Source organism: Rhizobium sp. TRM96647, assembly GCF_025780115.1.
Taxonomy (GTDB): domain Bacteria; phylum Pseudomonadota; class Alphaproteobacteria; order Rhizobiales; family Rhizobiaceae; genus Mycoplana.
The window spans coordinates 85,572-101,756 of record NZ_JAOXHF010000014.1 but is presented as its reverse complement, the minus strand read 5'-3'; the positions used below and the strand labels follow the sequence as shown (position 1 = coordinate 101,756).

The following is a 16,185-nucleotide window of genomic DNA, read 5'->3' as shown; positions in this document are numbered from 1 at the left end:
CTCCCTTTGAGCCGGGCGACTGTGAACGTCGCCCTGTTTCTATCCAGCCTTCCGGATCCCTTCCGGGGCTTTTTCAACCACGCGAATGTGATCGCTAACAAGAACGGTTTCGTTTCTCTGGTTGACCACCTCGCAACGCTCGGTCACCCGCCCGTATTCGGGCCTGCGGGGATCGTCCTCCTTGGCGACGACCGTAACCCGGGTCTGGATCGTATCCCCGATGAAGACCGGGCGGACGAAGCGCAGCCGGTCATGGCCATAGCTGAACGATGCGGGGTTGACTTCGGCGGCCGCCAGCCCGATTCCGATGGAAAACACCATCGTTCCGTGCGCAATGCGCTGGCCGAAGGGCGTTTTTGCCGCGAACTCCGCATCGACATGGTGAGGAAAAAAGTCACCGGTGTGCCCGGCATGAACGACGATGTCGGTCTCGGTTATCGTGCGGGTCGGCGAAGAGCGCGTCGCCCCGATGGTGAATTGCTCGAAATAGACCGCGCCCGACATTCAGTGCCTTTCCTCCGCATGCAGGCATTCGCAATTGCTGCGGGCGCTCTTCAGGCGCCGGCGCTGTGCGGCCGTCTTCGGTCGCTGCGAATGACAGGAATTCGGATCTCCTCCCGAAATCGTGTGATTTAGTGTTAGCGCTATCAAAAACGATTGTCAATCGCCGATCGAACGTTCCCACCTATGCGCTTCCACGCCTGAGAAGCTGAAGCGGCACGATGGTCCGCGACGGCCCCTTGGTGGTTCCGTCCAGCCTGGCCAGGATGGCATTCGCGGCAAGGACGCCTATTTCCTCGAAGGGAACCGAGACCGTGGTCAGTGACGGCACGACGGCATCGGCGAAATCGTAGTTGCCGAAGCCGCAGATCGCCAGTTGCTCCGGCACGCGGATTCCGCGACGGTTGCATTCGAGCAGGGCGGAGATTGCCAGGTTGTCGGCGCTGAAGAAGATCGCCTGTGTCAGCGGATCGATGGCGAGGACGCGATCGAGGCCACGAACGCCGTCGCCAGCCGGCATCGGCAGGGTGAGTTCGACCCGGGCGACGGGTGCCAGTCCCTCTTCATTCAGGCGGGAGCGCAGGCCGTCGAAACGCGCATTCGAGCGAAAGTCCTGGTTCCTCCGTCCGCCGACATAGGCAATGCGCGTCAGGCCGCGACTGCGGAAAAGCTCGGCAACCCTTCGGCCGGCCTCGAAGTTGCTGAAGCCGATGGACGTGTCCATGGCGGCATTGTCGCCGTCGAAGGTCTCGACGACCGGAACACCGCTGTTCCTGAGAAGCTGACGGGTCAGGTCGGTGTGCTGGGTGCCCGTCAGGATGAAGCCGTCCGGTCGCCGTTCGAGGAAGGACTGGACCAGCCGTTCCTCGCGCAGTTCGGAATAGTCGCTGTGGCCGATCACGACGGAAAAGGAATGCTCCTCGAGTACGCGCACGATGTGGTGGACTTCCTGCGCGTAGACGGTGGCCGAAAGGCTCGGGATGATAACGGCCACGATATGGCTGACGCTCGACGCCAGCAGCCGGGCAGCGCTGTTCGGAATGTAGTTCAGGTCCCGGATCGCCTGTTCCACGAGCTTGCGGGTCTCGTCCGCGACGAGTTCCGGGCGGCTGAGAACGCGCGACACCGTCTGCGTGGACGTGCCCGCGCGCCGGGCGACGTCGACCATCCTGACCCCGCCGCTGGACAGGCGGCGGCTGCGTAGGCGCTTTTCTGGTGTCTCGGACATGAAGCCTCCCCGACCGAGATTCGCAGGAGGAATATCGGCGAACCCACCTTATCGCGGATTTAACGCTTTCAAAGCAAGGGCATGCCCGGCGGCAGGGGCGGCCCGAAAGGGCTAAGGTCGGGCGCCGCCGTCGGAAGGGTTCAACCCCTACGCGTTCGGCGCCACGACGGTCGCCACCAAGGGCCGCGTTGCCCGGCTGAGGGAATGCTTGCTCGGCCAATTCGACCCCGGCGCCCTTTCCACAACTGTGCGCATTCGGGCAATTCGGGCACTCTCTGAGCGGTACGGGGAGGCTGGAGGTTCTCGCAGGGTGGCGGTTGATTTGCCGATCAGGGCGCAGAACGCTGCGTCACAGTATTCTCCGGCATGCCACTTTTCGGCTGTGAGATTCTTCAACTGGTAGAAGTAGCTGTACTCTGTTAATTTATTTAGGTTGGAACAATGGTAGCGCTATGGAGGAACCTATGACGAGTCTTGTATATTTCATAGCAGCTCAATCAGAGAAGTTTATAAGAATAACTGATTTATTTTTTCCCGATCCAAAACCAGGTGATCCGAAATTATTAAAGACTGACGAGGCTACGCCTGTAAAAATAGAGGACTATGATGGAGTAACGGGTCGAATAAAAGTCGAGGTAAGTAGGGACAAGAAAACCTATGCGCCGCATTACGAAGTGAAGCGTGTCGAACATGGGGAGACATACTCGATAGACGACAGCAAGCTTCCAGCACAGAAGTAGCAACAGTCGGCGGCATCCTAGAGCCCTGTCTTACGAAATTGCGCAGCGGCTTCGTGTCCGCGAGATACGAGAAGCGAGCGCTCAAGGCACGTAACGCGAATCCGAACGGTCGCGACGGACTTCAGCGTCAGTTGCAATTTGCGCCATTGCCATTCGGCGACGACTAGCCGCCATTGCCCCCGCCACGATTCAGCCGACCACTGCGGTGCCCCAGCATGAAGCTGTTGCCGTAGGTGTTTGGATTACGGTTTCCGGGAAGATTGGAATTCAGGACGATCTCTTCGGCAAGGTCTGTACTTGTGGCAAATTCCATGACGGGCGTCTTGCTTGTGATCTGCCACATCGAGTATCCCAGATCTTCAAAGCCGCATCCAACTGCCGGAACCTCTGCCACGCCTGGCCGGAATACGAGCAGCTTTGGTTTGTCCAAGCGATAGCAGTGGCCTTCAAAGGCATATCCGTAGATTGCCGCAATCACCATCACTTCCGGGTCTGTCGGAGCGTCCGACCCGATCGGCACGATTGAAAGCCGGACGAAGTGGCCTTCGAACGGAAGATTAGCCGCCCTGTCCGTCGATTCGAGGTTCAGGGCAACACCGTATAGCGTAATCTGATCCGGCAGAAATCTCCGCGGGTTGGGTGCTGCAGGAATGTTGTCTGTCGTCATCGAATTTCTCCCTCTTTATCGCTTCGACGCCGACGAAATCTGTCGTCTGCGCCGACTGGCCGTCACGGCCCCGGTTCGTCATCGGCATGCGTTTCGCTTCATAAAATCCCGCGCCAGGCGAAGTTGTCGATGATGCTGCCGGCAAAACGGCTGCAGCGTCCATTCTCGGCCGCTACGATCATCGCCTCCGCCGCCCAGCGGTAGTCGAGTGTTTCCGGGTCAAGCTCTTCCCATGAGCGGACCAGCGTCTCGCCGACAAGGTCGCGCGCCTCTTCCAGCGCCGATTTCAGGGCAAAATGCCGGCCTTCGTTGCCGCTGAGCGAGACCGAAAGCTGCCGTTCCAGTTCATCTTCCGGCAGCTGGTTCCTGAGGTCTCGGAACTCGCGCGGATCGAGATCGGAAAGCTCGCGTTCGAAAAGCAGCACCTGGTAGATTTCAATCAGGACATCGAACAGCGCTCCGGCGAAAGGCTTGGAGAGATCGTGCACTTCTGCGCTGACGTCGCCCATCCGCAGCGAATGGCTGAAGAGCCGCACCTGCTTCTCGTCGGATAGCTCGCCGAAGCGATCAAGCTCGTTGGCGATCAGGAGGTTGCCGCGCGTCCGCCGCAGAAGCAGGTCGAGCGCCGTGTCGAAATGCAGCAGCCCGATGAGCCCGATGAAGTCGGCGACAGCCTCGTGATAGCCGTAGTATTCATGCGGAGGGTCGAACCGGGGGGCGCCCATCACGCCGAAGATGATCAGGTGCCCGATCTCGTGGGCGACTGAGTCGAAATTCAGCGCGAAGGGCTGCGGTTCGCCACGCGCCAGATCCTCCCCCATCTCCAGAAAGCCATAGCCCGACTGCGCGTTGTCCCAGTGCAGGCGCGGCACGATCTCGAGCCGGTTATAGGTCGGCTCGAAGAACCAGGGGATTTCGCGACCGAGGTAGCTCTCGCAGATGTCGAGCACGCGCCGGACGCAGGCATAGGCGTGTGCCGCCTCGAATTCCGGCGTGCCGACCGGAATCGTGTCGAAGTGACCGTCCGGGCCCGCCGTTGCCGGTGGCAGCAGGGCGCCGGCATAGGGAGGCAGGTAGGGAAACTGGTAGGGTTGCTTCTCGGTCCGCGGGGCGATCACGTACATCCGGTGGTCGGCCGGTCCCGGGCCGATCCGCTCGGGCGGAGTGGAAACCCAGATCGTCTCCGGACGCTCATAGCCGGGAATGAAAGGGGGCTGCGGGAAAACGAGGAAGCGCGTTCCAAGGCGGGAAACCGCGGTGCTCTCGCCAGACTGCCATTGTCCGGTAGAATCCATACTGGCGCCCCCGCCTTCTCCCCGTCGCAGGGGATGACCCGAAGTTATCCTTAAGTCATTTTACTGTTGTCTGCAAGTATTGTTGCAATATCGTCGTCCCAAAGCCCCGCCGCGTCGAGGTCATACGCCCATGCTTCGGTCAGCCGGAAGGGCGGGGTGTCAGGGCGTCGCAGGACCAACTCCGGGTAGCGGGAGAGCCTCGTCAGCAGTCCGAGCGCATCCTCGCGCTTGCGGTCGATCGTCCTGGAAGGGAGCCAGTCCGCGAGGCGATCCAGCGCGTCAGCGGATACAGGAAGCAGCATGGATCTTGCGTCCGCGAGCAGGCGCGCATAGCTGCGATCGACGAAGTGCATGCTGCGTGCCTGCGCTTCGAGTGTGCGCTGCTCCGGCACGGTCAGGATCCCGGCGCGTGCCGCGCGGCGCAGCGTCAGGCGGATGTTGATCAGCGCCTCGCTCAGCGGCGCCGCACCAAGGGCCGGCGGGCACATGGCCACCGCAACCTCGTCGTCATCCGCCAGGGGCGTGAGCGCGTACCACCGGTAGATGAAGCCGTGGCCCTGCATGCCGACCGCGGCCAGTTCTGCCGCCCGGAGTGCGCCCATGCTGGCTGCCCCGAACATCGGGATGCCTTTCGCAAGCGCCCAGAGGATCTCCTTGTGACGGACTGCGGGGGCCGTTGCGAACGAGCCGTCGATCAGCACGATCGCTCTTGGCGCATATGTCCGCACCGCGCGCACGACGGAGCCTTGCTCTGCCGGCGGCAGATAGACCGCATCGAGAATTTCGGCTGCTTCGGCGCGCCGCAATGTCGGTCCGAGGAAGACGACCAGTTCGCCAGCCATCGCCTCACGCTCCGCCGAGATCTTTGAGTGGCGGTACGACGAGACGGACAACCTCGATGTCCGGATCCTTGCCGCTGTAGAGAGGCACCACGAGTGCCGCGAGCGCTCCGGCCGCCTTGAGCGCATCGAGCAGGGCCGCCAGCGCAGCAGCGCCGGACGCGGGCTCGTCGCGCTCGGCGGGAAGTGCTGCCGTCTCGCCTGGCGACCGGAACGCGCGCCGGCGCGCATCCAGATATTCGCGATCATGGCGCTCGGGATAGGACATGCGGGTAATGTCCTCACGCCCGCCGGCCAGCGCCGTCACCCGTGCCTGTGCCGCTTCCGTCAGCGCCGCCGCCAGCGCGCGGTCATAGGTGAAATCGCACGCGAACCCCTCACCCGGCATCGGCGCGATCTCCCGATGGCCCTCGGTCTCGATGACCTGACAGCGAAAGACGGGCAGATCATGGTCGGTCGGGACCAGCCAAATGCCTGCGACAAGATCCGATGCCGAAAGCCGGTTCAAGGCCCGCGACGCCAGTGGTCCACTGATGCTGGAGGGATCGATCCGAAGCTCGGGGTAGGAGCGTGGATAGCGCTCCGCCGCTGCGACGCCCGCCCTCTCCAGGACCTCGAGCGCCGCATGGATGATCGCCGCAAGCGTGGTCCGACCGGCGGCGAGCCCCCGTGTCGAGCGTGGAAACGCTATCGGATGTGGCGAAGGAAGCGTATAGACCGTATCGACCATCGCGACGGGAACCGGCAGGATGCGCGCGGTGAAGAGGTCGTAGCCCTCCGTCCAGCCGAGTTGCAGCTGGTCCCAGCCGGCATCGAAGCCGTGCACGCGGCAACCGGCGTAGAGGTTGCGAACCTCGTCTCCCAGATCGCGTGCGCTGGCGACCTCGATGCGCTCGGGTGCGATCCGCTCCGCCGCCCAGCTCTCGATCGCCTCCATCAGGGCCGATGCCGCAGCCTCGATGATGTTGGCGCCCTTGCCCTGGGAGACGGCGTTGGACAGCGAAAGCGGCCGCACCACCTGGGCCACCGCGACGCCGGCGCGATCGAGCCGGGTCAGCGATCCGACGCGCGTGATTCCGAAGCGCCGGCGCGCGGACAGAAGCGCACGGACGAGTTCCTCGGTGGCGTCCGGGTCCCGTCCCCGGAAATGGCTACTGGCACCGATTTCCCGCTCGAGGCGCGCTCCCAGTTGAGCGGCCGTTGCCGCATGGGCCCCGCTCATGCGTCGGGTGCCGTAGCTTTGATTCCAAGCCGCTTCAAGTCGAGGCGCGCACGCGTGACGAGCGCCGAAGCGTGCTGCTCGGTCGCGACCTGCAGTGCACGGCCAAGGTCCAGCGCGATTGCCTTTTCCGGCTCCTGGCGAGCATGGCGAAGAAGGGCCCGCTGCCGGAGTAGCTCTGCGAGCCAGAAGACCTGGCCGCTGCCGATCGAGGCATCGATCGCGCCGTCCAGGATGGACAGGGCCTCGTCGTTGCGTCCGGTTCGCTCGAACAGTTCCGCCCGCATCCCTTCATAGACCGGCGCGCCCTCGTAGGTGGCGATCTCGCGCTGTCGTTTCAGTCCGGCCTCGAATTCCGCCAGCCCGGCTTCCGCATCCTTGCTCAGGCCGCGCGCCCAGGCGCGAAACAGCGCTGCCTTGGCGAGGACGCCCGGTACGGCTTCGGCGAGTTCGGCGATCCTGTTCGCAGCCGAAATCACGCCGGCATGATCGTCCCGATAGCGCTTCAACTCGATATCGAATTCCAACGCATGAAGGAGGCTGTTCAAATGGTTGACGTGCTCGGCCCATTGCTTCGCCGCGTTGATGCTTTTCGACGATCCGGCGTCGTCGCCGATGAACCAGAGGGAGAAGGCCCGTTCGCCCAGGCCGCAGACCCGCGCATCGTGGCCGCCATAGCGGCCGCGGCTGAAGCGCGCCCGGCTCTCGTCGTAGAGCCTGAGGCCGTCCTCGACGCATTTCAGGCAGTGCAGATGCCGTCCGGCGTCTTCGTTCGTCGCCCAGGCGCAATGAAGCGACTGAAGCCGGACCTCGGGATCGGCCGAGCCTTCGAGGTCGCGGACGAGGATGTCGGAGCGGGCGCGCTGCGTCTCGTAGTCGGGCGCTGTGAACCACCAGCCCCAATAAAGCGGGAACCATTTCGCGCGATCCTGGTCCTTGTGTTCGGCACATAGCGATACGCCCCGTTCGTAGATCGAGCGGGCTTGCTCGCCCCCCCGCCCGAAGAGCGCCGCAGCAACCGGCCCGCGGATCGCGAGAAGGCGAAGCATCAGGTCATCCGCGTCGTCGCCTTTTCCCGCCTGCGCAAGCTGCCTCTCGGCAGCGTCCAGCAAATGCTCGGCTTCGTACATGGCCGATCGGAACCCACAGGCCTCGGCCGCCTGAATTCCGTAGCGCGCCGCCTCGAGCGGCTGGCCGGCCAGTTCGAAGTGCCACGCCATGGTTTCATCGGGGAGCGGTGAAACCGAACCTGCCTGGACAAGGCGGGCGATGCGCCCGTGGATTTGCCGCCGTTCCGATTTCAGGAGGCTGTCATAGGCTGCCTCCTGGATGAGGACGTGGCAGAACCGGTCGTTTGCGCCCGCGGCCTTCCGCCGCAAGATGCCGGCGTGAACGAGCTTCTCGAGCGCCTCGTCCAAGGAAATGGGAAGCTGCTCGGGTTCCATGACGGCAACGAGGAGCTTCCGACGGAACTCCCGCCCGATGACGCTCGCGATTTGCGCAACGCGCCTCAGCGGTCCAAGATCGGCGAGCCGGGTCGAGATGAGGTCGCGCAAATTGATGACGCCATCGCGGAGCGGCGCTTCCCATCCGGCCCGATCCTGGGCGCCGTCCTTCGCGCGTTCCCTGAGCAAAAGGGCGAGCTGTTCGGCAAACAGAGGCACGCCGTCGCTCTTCTCATAGACAAAGGCGGCAAGCCCCTCCGGCGGCGGTGTCTCCCAGATGCCCTCGATCAGTTCCGAGGTGGCTTCAGCCGTGAGGCCGGATAGCGGCATCGCGAGAACGTTCGGATCGTCCAGGAGATGTTGCTCGATGGCGTCGCGGGACGTTGCAAGGGTCAGGACAGGCCTTGCCGCGATCCATTCAGGCAGGCGAGCGACAAGCGCACTCGTGAGCGTGTCGGCCCAGTGGAGATCTTCGATCACGATCAGGAGGGGTTTCGACACGGCGGTGGAGGTCAGCACGGCAAGCATGGCCTCGACGGCGCGGGCCCGGATTTCCTCGTCGGAAAGATCGATCGACCAGGTCTCGTCGGACGATTCCTGCGCCTTGCCGAGCATCAGGAACGCAACGATCCCGGCATCGAGTTCGCCCACCTCGCAACTGAGGGATCGCAAGTAACGGACGATCGCATCCCGGTCCGGTTCGGCCTGCCTGCTCGCCTCTGCGACAAGCTGCCTGATGAGCTCCAGGAAGGGATGAAGCGGTTTGGTGCGGCCCCGGGGCTGGCACTGGAATACGACCGTGTCCACGCCCTGCCTTTCAAGGCCGCGACGGAACTCGGTGATGAGCCGCGATTTCCCGATGCCGGCGTTGCCATGCAGGAACACGAACTGGCCGTTGCCGCCGATGGCCCGGGTCCAGCGTCGTTGGCACAGTCCGATCTCCTCGTCGCGGCCGACCAGGGGCGTCGAGACACGCCGGGACGCCGTGAAGCGATCGGGTGGCTGCCGTCGGGCAATCGGTCGCCATAACGCGACCGGCTCGTCGAAACCCTTGATCTGCCGATGCCCGATTTCCTCGAATTCAAACGTTCCGGTGGTCAACCGATAGGTCGCCTCCGAGACGGCAATGCCGTTCGGCGCGGCCTCGGACTGGATGCGGGCGGCGAGTGCAGGGGCAATGCCGATGACCTCGGTATGTTGGGGTAGCGTCGGATTTGAAGCATCCGCGAGGACGACCACGCCGGTGGCGACGCCGACCCTGACTTTCAGGCTGGATCCGAACTGCTGCTCGCATCGCTCGACGATCTCAAGGGCCGAGACGAGCGCACATTCGGCGGCATCCTCGCTCGGCTGGGGAAACCCGAAAAAGGCACAACCGCCATCACCCTGGATCCATTCAAGGTAACCGCTGTTGTTCCTGATGACCGCGGCCGCCTCGTTGTGGAGCGTCCGTTGCATGTCGCCGAAATCTTCAGGATCAAGCTGGTGCAGCAAGGCGGTCGAGCCAACAATGTCGTAGAAGAGTGCGGTGACCTGCCTGCGTTCTCCCGAAAGGGCACCGGTATGTATTTGTCGACCTGCTTTGGACATCGAACAGCCCGCAAGATTTTAACACTGCCACGAATGCCGCAGCACTATCGTATCCAAACTCAATCTCGACCGCGAGCCCCAGTGGCGAACAAAAATCATGTTGTATTGTCGTGGAAAGGACACGTCCACTCGCCCAGATTATCGGACGATTCTCATCGCAACACACATCATGACACGATGTCGTAGAGAAAGCGCAGGCAAACGGTCATCAGGAAGAGGCCGAAGAACAGCTCGAGTTGTCGCTTCTCCAATCCATGGGCCGCCCGAACGCCGAAGCGCGTGGTGAGGAATGACGTCGGCAGCATGAGCAGAAAGCCGAGAAGCGAGACATAGCCGAGTGCATCCGGCGGCAAACCCGCCTTGCCCCAGCCGGCAAAGACATATCCAATGGCTCCGGGTATCGATATCAGCACGCCCACGCCTGCCGACGTGGCGACCGCACGATGGATCGGTGTGCCGAAGAGCGACAGGATCAGGTTCGAGATCGCGCCGCCGCCAATTCCCATGAGGGAGGAGAGGAAGCCGATCGTCACGCCGAACAAGCGCATCAGGCCCGCGCCCGGCAGGGTGCTTGCAACGCTCCAGCCGGAACCGCGCAACATCCGTACCGAGACCACCCCGGCGACACCGATGAAAACGAGCTTGAAGACCCAAGGATCGGAGTAGCGTGCGACCACCGAACCGATGCAAACCCCGAGCAGGATCGGCAGCGCCCACTGCCGAAGTGTCTTGATGTCGATCGCACCGCGCAGGTAGTGGCCGCGTGCCGACTGCAGGGACGTCGGCACGATCAGCGCAAGCGAGGTGCCGACCGCAAGCGGCATTCGCACCGCATCGTCGATGCCGAGAAGGCCGAAGGCCTCGTAGAGCACCGGAACGGAGACCGCGCCCCCGCCCACCCCGAAAAGGCCGGCGAGGAAGCCGACTGCGGCTCCCGCAACAAGAAGCAGGCCGCCAAGGGCCAGAAGCGTCTCCAGATCGAATGGCATGTTGATTTATTTCCTGCTTGCAATGGTAGGATCAGACGTCCGACATCGTCTCTTCGTAAATTTTCAGGGTCAGCAGGTATTGCCCTTGAAGGGCCTCCACGGCTCGCACCGTCTCGCCCGCCAGTGCGGCATCCACGATCGCCTGATGTTCTTCGATGCTGCGCCGGCGCGGATGGGTGTTCGCCATGGAGATGAAGCGGTACCGTTCGCTGAGCAGCATGAGTTCTTCGGCAAAGCGCAGAAGATGCCGTGAGCCGCAGTTGGCGATCAGGGCCCGATGAAATATGCGATGGCGTTCTTCCCAAATGCTGTTGTCCGGCGCCGGCATCCCCGGTTCCGTATGCTCGAAATAATGTATCGGCGTATTACGGAGACGGTGATTGGCGAGGATCACCGCGTCCTCCCAGGCTTCCGTCCGGTTGCGGATCGATTCCTCCAAGGCCTTGCCCTCGACCCAGCAGCGGGTGTGGACGATGTCGCGGAAATCCTCCAGCGAAATAGGCGGCACGAAGAAGCCACGCAGATCCTCGCGATCCACCAGCCGTTCGGAAGAGAGCCGATTGAGTGCTTCGCGCACCGGATTGGTGCCCGCCGAATAGCGTTCGGCAATCTGGTCGATCAGGAGCTTGTGGCCGGGTTCGAGCACGCCCCGCACGATGTCTCGCTTCAGGGCGTGATAGACCGTCGTGGCTGCGGTCTCCTTTTCGACCCGCCGCGGCACTACGCGGCGGGGGGCACTCGTGCGGGTCGTCATCGGCTTTGACTTCCTATCCTATGCTTTCGGAACATGGCACCTGTACATCAACGCCGGTCGTCAATACCCGTGACCGACGCGCGATGCCAGAAGACAAGCCTGCGCTCGAGGACAACCACTGTCCAGAACACCAGGAAGCCGAGGACGCTGAGATACAGGATCAGCGAGAACACGCGCGGTGTCTGGAGCTGGCTTGCGGCCACGCGAATCAGTTCTCCAAAGCCCTTGCCGCCGCCGAGGAATTCAGCCGTGATGGCGCCCGCCATCACGCCGACCGCGCCAATCTTGAGGCCGGTGAAAATCTGCGGCAGGCCGGTCGGGATCTTCATGCGAAACAGTGTCTGCCAGCGGCTTGCGCCGAGTGTCCGGAAAAGCATGCGCGCATTCTCGTCCGCGGCGTGCAGCCCCGCCGCCGTCCCGACAACGATCGGAAAGGTGGCGATGAAGGCAGCCAGCGCAACTTTCGACGCTATGCCGAAACCGAGCCAGGCCAGAAAGAGCGGTGCGAAAGCGACCTTCGGCATGGTGTCGATGGCGACGAGATAGGGCAGTACGGCACGCTCGCCAAAGGCGGTTTCTCCCACCAGAACGCCCAGCGAAAAGCCGATGGCGATGGCGAAGAAGAAGCCCCAGAGCACTTCCTTTGTGGTCGTCCACAGTGCCGACAGCATGTAGCCGCCGGTCAGGATGTTCTTGCCGACGACGACGATGTCATGCCCCACTTCTGCGGGAGATGGCAGGATGATGCGCGAGACCACCTCGAAATGATGGACCGCCCACCAGGCGGCAATGACGGTGAACAGCAGCCCCGCCATGGCGACGACGCGGGGGATGCGATCGATCCAGGCGATCTGTTCGCTCCAGACGGTATCAGGAAAGACACCCGCCTCGACGGTGACCGGGCGGCCGAGAACGCGGGGGGCGGTTTCTGTATCGAAAGGTTTCATGCGGTCACGGCCCCTTCATCCAGCCGGCTGCGGATATAGCGGACATACTCGCCGAACTCCGGCGTCGTCATCATTTCAAGCGTCCGCGGCCGTGGCAGATCGACATGGACCGCCTCGAGGAATTTCCCCGGACGCGGCGACATGATGTAGACCACATCGGAAAGCAGCACGGCCTCCGGAATCGAATGAGTGATCAAGAAGGCGGTGGCGTTGCGCGAGAGGCAGATGCGCTGCAGCTCGATATTCATGAAATCGCGCGCAAGTTCATCGAGAGCCGAAAAGGGTTCGTCGAGCAGCAGGACCTGAGGCTCTGTGATCAGCATCCGGCAAATCGACGTGCGCTGTGCCATGCCGCCAGAGAGCTGGCGCGGATAGACCTTGTCGAAGCCCCTCAGGCCGACCAGTTCGAGGAGTTCCTGCGCTTCCTTGCGGCGTGTCTCGGCGGCAGCCCTGCCGTCACGAATACGGATCGGCAGCAGCACGTTGTCCAGCGCGGTCAACCACGGAAACAGCGTTGCCTGCTGGTACATCATGCCGATCTCGCGTCGCGCACCGAGGACGGGCTTCCCATCGAGAATGACGCTTCCCGTGGACGGTGGGGTCACTCCGGCCATGATCTTCAGCAGCGTGGACTTGCCGCACCCCGACGGGCCGATCACGGACGAGAAGGAGCCTTCGCGCAGATCGAGGTCGACGGGGTCGAGGGCGCGGATACGGCCGAATCCGAAGGATTTCGAGACATTGCGGAGCTGATAGACCGGTCGGGCAAGGGGGTGCCCGACCGTTTGCTCCGCCACGGGAGTGGCGCTTTGCATCATCTTATTTGGTCGCGTGCCAGGCGTCGATGAACTGGTTGGTATAAGCCGCTTCGAGATTGTCCAGCGGCTTGTCGAGGCCGCCACTCGCGACGAGGCTCTCCTGCCACTTCACCCAGGCGCCAGGCGGCATGTAGCCGAAGGGATCCTTGGGATCGACCGGCAGGGTTCTGCCCTGGATGGCGGTGAGCAGCGCATCGGCGAAGGCAGGATCTTCGCTCTCCTGCGGGTTGCCGGCAGCAACGTGTTTCAGCGTCGCCTCGCGGTTGGCCGGGTCGAGGCCGAATTTCGTTCCCCTCACCAGCGCGCGACCGAACCCTTCTATCGTCCCGGGATTGGCGTCGAGAAACGCCCGGGTCACCGCCCAACCGTTGCCGAAATAGTCGAGATAGGGCTCGGGCGTGATTTCGCGCAGCGGAATGCCGCGTGCCGAGATGATGGCCGCATCCGCAACGGCTGCCGCATAGGCGCCGACTTCCTTGTTGAGGAAGGCCGCTACCGCCGTGCCGCCGTCGCCGATGGCGAGAAACTGATAATCGGCACCGTCCTTCAAGCCCAGATCGTTCATGATGCCGCGGGTGAAGCCCACTTCGGCCCCATCGGCCGTTCCGACGCCGATCGTCGCGCCCTTGAGATCGGCAGGGACCTTGGCGGGGGATTCTTCCGGCACGACGAGGCCGAATACGGAGCGGCTGAAATGGTTATAGATGAAGACGACGTCTTCGCCGCGGGCGCGCGCGGCCAGAAGCGGTGCCGGGCCCGGCTGGCCGATATGCCCCTGACCGGAAGCAAGCAGTTGAAGCACGGAAGCCGAGCCGTTCACCGCCTCGACCTTCACGTTCAGGCCTTCCTCGGCGAAGTAGCCCACTCCCACGGCGACATGCAGCGGGTAGACGTTGATGGCAGACGGGTTGGGCACGACGATGGTCAGTTCCTTGACTTCCGCCGATGCGGGCGCCAACGCGCTCATCGCAAGCAGAAGGGCTGCGCCCATGCGCATTATTCCAATCATATCTTCCTCCCTGAAGGGCTTCGCGCCCGCAATGACCTCCGGACCGATACGGTGTTTTCGCCGTCCTGCCCGGCGTCAGGCCGGCTCCTCTTCCGGCTGACGGGAGGAGCTTGAAGCATACCTTATTCTCTGTCAATCACGAAATAATGTATGATTCATGTTGATTGTGAAATCATACATGCTAGCTTCTGACGGCGGTCGGGCCGGTTTCCTGCGTGAGGAGCGCGGGGCCGGAACCCGACGCGACAACGACCGAGGAGGAGACCAAACCGCATGAGCAGCCACGTCATCGACGCACCGAAAGCAGCCACGATTCCGGTCGTCGGCAGCGACAGGACATTCCCGGTTCGCCGCATCTACTGCATCGGCCGCAACTATGTCGCCCATGTCGAGGAGATGGGAGGAGACGCCGATCGCGATCCGCCTCTATTCTTCCAGAAGCCGACTGACGCCGTCGTCAACAGCGGTGCGACGATCCCCTACCCCACGAAGACATCGAACTACCACCACGAGGTCGAACTCGTCCTGGCGATCGGCAAGGGTGGACGCAACATTCCCGAAGCCGAAGCCGAATCGCACATCTGGGGCTATGCCGTCGGCCTCGACATGACGCGTCGTGACATTCAGGGCGGTGGCCTGCCATGGGAAATCGCCAAGTCTTTTGACCATTCCTTCCCGGTGGGGGCTATTACGCCCGTTTCCGAAACCGGCAGGATCGACAAGGGGCGGATCGAGCTGAAAGTGAACGGAAAGGTGACGCAGGAGTCCGATATCTCGCTGCTCATCTGGCGAATTCCCGAGATCATTTCCCGCCTCTCGGAATTTTTCGAGCTCCAGCCGGGGGACGTCATCCTGACCGGCACACCGCACGGTGTGGGGCCGGTGGTGCAGGGCGACACGCTGGCTGCCACGTTCGCCGGGCTCGCGCCGCTCGAGATTACCATCGGCGCTGCGGCCTGAACCGATGGGCAGGGCTGCCGATCTCGCCCAAATCCCGCCAGGCCTCCTGGATGAAATGGCCGGATTCGGGACGGCCACGCTCCACGAGGCCGCGGGCCGGATCGGCGCCCTGCCGGGCGCCATCGCACCTCTGGATCGTCGAATGAGGCTGCGCGGGCGGGCGTTGCCGGTCTTTTCACCGGCCGGCGACAATCTCGCCGTGCATCGTGCCATCGCCCTGGCGCAGCCGGGCGACGTTCTGGTGGTCAGCCACGGCGGCACGCTTTCGCACGGCCCCTTCGGCGACATTCTCGCCCTAGCGGCACAGACGCGCGGCATTGCAGGCCTCGTCATCGATGGCGCCGTTCGCGACAGCGACAGTCTTGTTGCGATGAACTTTCCGGTTTTTGCGCGCGGATGCTCGATCCAGGGCACGATCAAGCGCGATCCGGGCACAGTCGGCGTGCCGGTGCTGATCGGCACCGTCGCCATTCACCCCGGCGACGTGGTGATCGGTGACGCCGACGGAGTCGTCATCCTGCCGGCAGGACAACTGGCGGCCATTCATGCCGCCTCCATAGACCGGTTGGCCACCGAGGCCGACATGCGCGAGCGGATTGCAAACGGAGAGCTGACCCTGGACTTTCTGGGGTTGCGCAAGCTGTTGCCGGGCGACGTGTAGCCGCGTGGTCCCGCAGGATGGGCTTGCGTCGCAGGTCGTCCTTGCGCACAGTGACAGGGCATCATGCCGTGGGGCGCGCGAGCGCGGGATATTCATGACCGGACAGAAACAGGACCAGCTTCACGAGCGGATGACGATCCGTGGTGCGGTTGATTCGGCTTCCTTCGTTCCCTGGATCCGGCGTCATGCCGCCAAGCTCGGGCTTCGCCAGGAAATTCTCCATGCCGATCCCGGCCGGATCGAGCTCGACGTGGCGGGACCGGTCGAATTGATCGACATGCTGGAAATGGGTTGCTCGCTCGGCCCGATCGACGTCTGGGTCGAGACGATCACCCGCACGCCGGCCGCGGGCGGGACCGGCGGGTGAAATCGATGCTTCTTTTCGGGCGATTTTCTTGACTGCCTTTAATTTAATCAATATTGCCAATGTCGACTAGTTATGCAAACCTTGTCGCACCTTGGTAACAATGCTGTCGGCCGGCCTTGTCGATCAAGGTTACAGGTTTGAAATCGTTCAGGAAAT

General features: G+C 63.0%; 16 protein-coding genes. 4 read left to right on the top strand and 12 right to left on the bottom strand.

What is annotated here, in order from left to right:
* Positions 1–39 precede the first annotated feature (39 nt).
* Both OCK02_RS21860 and OCK02_RS21855 read right to left on the bottom strand, forming a co-directional pair.
* A complete protein-coding gene (locus tag OCK02_RS21860; RefSeq protein WP_263814857.1) occupies positions 40–504 on the bottom strand; it encodes a MaoC/PaaZ C-terminal domain-containing protein in 465 nt (154 codons plus the stop codon).
* 181 nt (positions 505–685) lie between these two features.
* Positions 686–1,729 carry a LacI family DNA-binding transcriptional regulator gene (locus OCK02_RS21855; protein WP_263814856.1) on the bottom strand — a complete coding sequence of 348 codons (1,044 nt, stop codon included), beginning with the start codon at positions 1,727–1,729 and terminating at the stop codon, positions 686–688.
* Between the two features lie 464 nt (positions 1,730–2,193).
* Between OCK02_RS21855 and OCK02_RS21850 the strand changes: the two genes are divergently transcribed.
* Positions 2,194–2,469, top strand: a complete 276-nt coding sequence (locus OCK02_RS21850) for a hypothetical protein (RefSeq protein WP_263814855.1) — start codon at positions 2,194–2,196, stop codon at positions 2,467–2,469.
* A 163-nt stretch (positions 2,470–2,632) separates the two neighbouring features.
* On the opposite strand, the gene OCK02_RS21845 is transcribed toward OCK02_RS21850, so the two are convergent.
* From OCK02_RS21845 to OCK02_RS21800, 10 genes are all read right to left on the bottom strand, one after another.
* The gene (locus OCK02_RS21845) at positions 2,633–3,136 is read right to left on the bottom strand and encodes a hypothetical protein (protein WP_263814854.1); all 504 of its coding nucleotides are present in this window, start codon (positions 3,134–3,136) and stop codon (positions 2,633–2,635) included.
* 98 nt (positions 3,137–3,234) lie between these two features.
* Positions 3,235–4,431, bottom strand: a complete 1,197-nt coding sequence (locus OCK02_RS21840) for a hypothetical protein (RefSeq protein WP_263814853.1) — start codon at positions 4,429–4,431, stop codon at positions 3,235–3,237.
* Between the two features lie 50 nt (positions 4,432–4,481).
* On the bottom strand, positions 4,482–5,273 hold the full coding sequence (locus OCK02_RS21835; protein ID WP_263814852.1) for a TfuA-like protein: 792 nt from the start codon (positions 5,271–5,273) through the stop codon (positions 4,482–4,484).
* A gap of 4 nt (positions 5,274–5,277) precedes the next feature.
* Positions 5,278–6,492: a YcaO-like family protein gene (locus OCK02_RS21830; protein ID WP_263814851.1), complete on the bottom strand. Its 1,215-nt coding sequence runs from the start codon at positions 6,490–6,492 to the stop codon at positions 5,278–5,280.
* Positions 6,489–9,524: an ATP-binding protein gene (locus tag OCK02_RS21825; RefSeq protein WP_263814850.1), complete on the bottom strand. Its 3,036-nt coding sequence runs from the start codon at positions 9,522–9,524 to the stop codon at positions 6,489–6,491. Before OCK02_RS21825 ends, OCK02_RS21830 begins: the two co-directional genes overlap by 4 nt.
* A 167-nt stretch (positions 9,525–9,691) precedes the next feature.
* Entirely contained in the window at positions 9,692–10,513 is an 822-nt protein-coding gene (locus tag OCK02_RS21820) for a sulfite exporter TauE/SafE family protein (protein ID WP_263814849.1), read from the bottom strand.
* Positions 10,514–10,544: 31 nt separating this feature from the next.
* Entirely contained in the window at positions 10,545–11,267 is a 723-nt protein-coding gene (locus OCK02_RS21815) for a GntR family transcriptional regulator (protein WP_230808852.1), read from the bottom strand.
* A 47-nt stretch (positions 11,268–11,314) separates the two neighbouring features.
* Positions 11,315–12,214, bottom strand: a complete 900-nt coding sequence (locus tag OCK02_RS21810; protein ID WP_263814848.1) for an ABC transporter permease — start codon at positions 12,212–12,214, stop codon at positions 11,315–11,317.
* Positions 12,211–13,032 (bottom strand): ABC transporter ATP-binding protein, encoded by an 822-nt coding sequence (locus tag OCK02_RS21805; protein WP_263814847.1) that lies wholly within the window; start codon positions 13,030–13,032, stop codon positions 12,211–12,213. The genes OCK02_RS21810 and OCK02_RS21805 overlap by 4 nt, the downstream gene beginning before the upstream one ends.
* Position 13,033: 1 nt before the next feature.
* On the bottom strand, positions 13,034–14,023 hold the full coding sequence (locus OCK02_RS21800) for an ABC transporter substrate-binding protein (RefSeq protein ID WP_263814846.1): 990 nt from the start codon (positions 14,021–14,023) through the stop codon (positions 13,034–13,036).
* Positions 14,024–14,314: 291 nt separating this feature from the next.
* Between OCK02_RS21800 and OCK02_RS21795 the strand changes: the two genes are divergently transcribed.
* From OCK02_RS21795 to OCK02_RS21785, 3 genes are all read left to right on the top strand, one after another.
* Positions 14,315–15,001, top strand: coding sequence for a fumarylacetoacetate hydrolase family protein (locus OCK02_RS21795; protein WP_263814845.1), 687 nt, complete (start codon positions 14,315–14,317; stop codon positions 14,999–15,001).
* Between the two features lie 4 nt (positions 15,002–15,005).
* Positions 15,006–15,662 (top strand): 4-carboxy-4-hydroxy-2-oxoadipate aldolase/oxaloacetate decarboxylase, encoded by a 657-nt coding sequence (locus OCK02_RS21790; protein WP_263814844.1) that lies wholly within the window; start codon positions 15,006–15,008, stop codon positions 15,660–15,662.
* A 94-nt stretch (positions 15,663–15,756) separates the two neighbouring features.
* Positions 15,757–16,029: an acylphosphatase gene (locus OCK02_RS21785; RefSeq protein ID WP_263814843.1), complete on the top strand. Its 273-nt coding sequence runs from the start codon at positions 15,757–15,759 to the stop codon at positions 16,027–16,029.
* Positions 16,030–16,185: the final 156 nt, after the last annotated feature.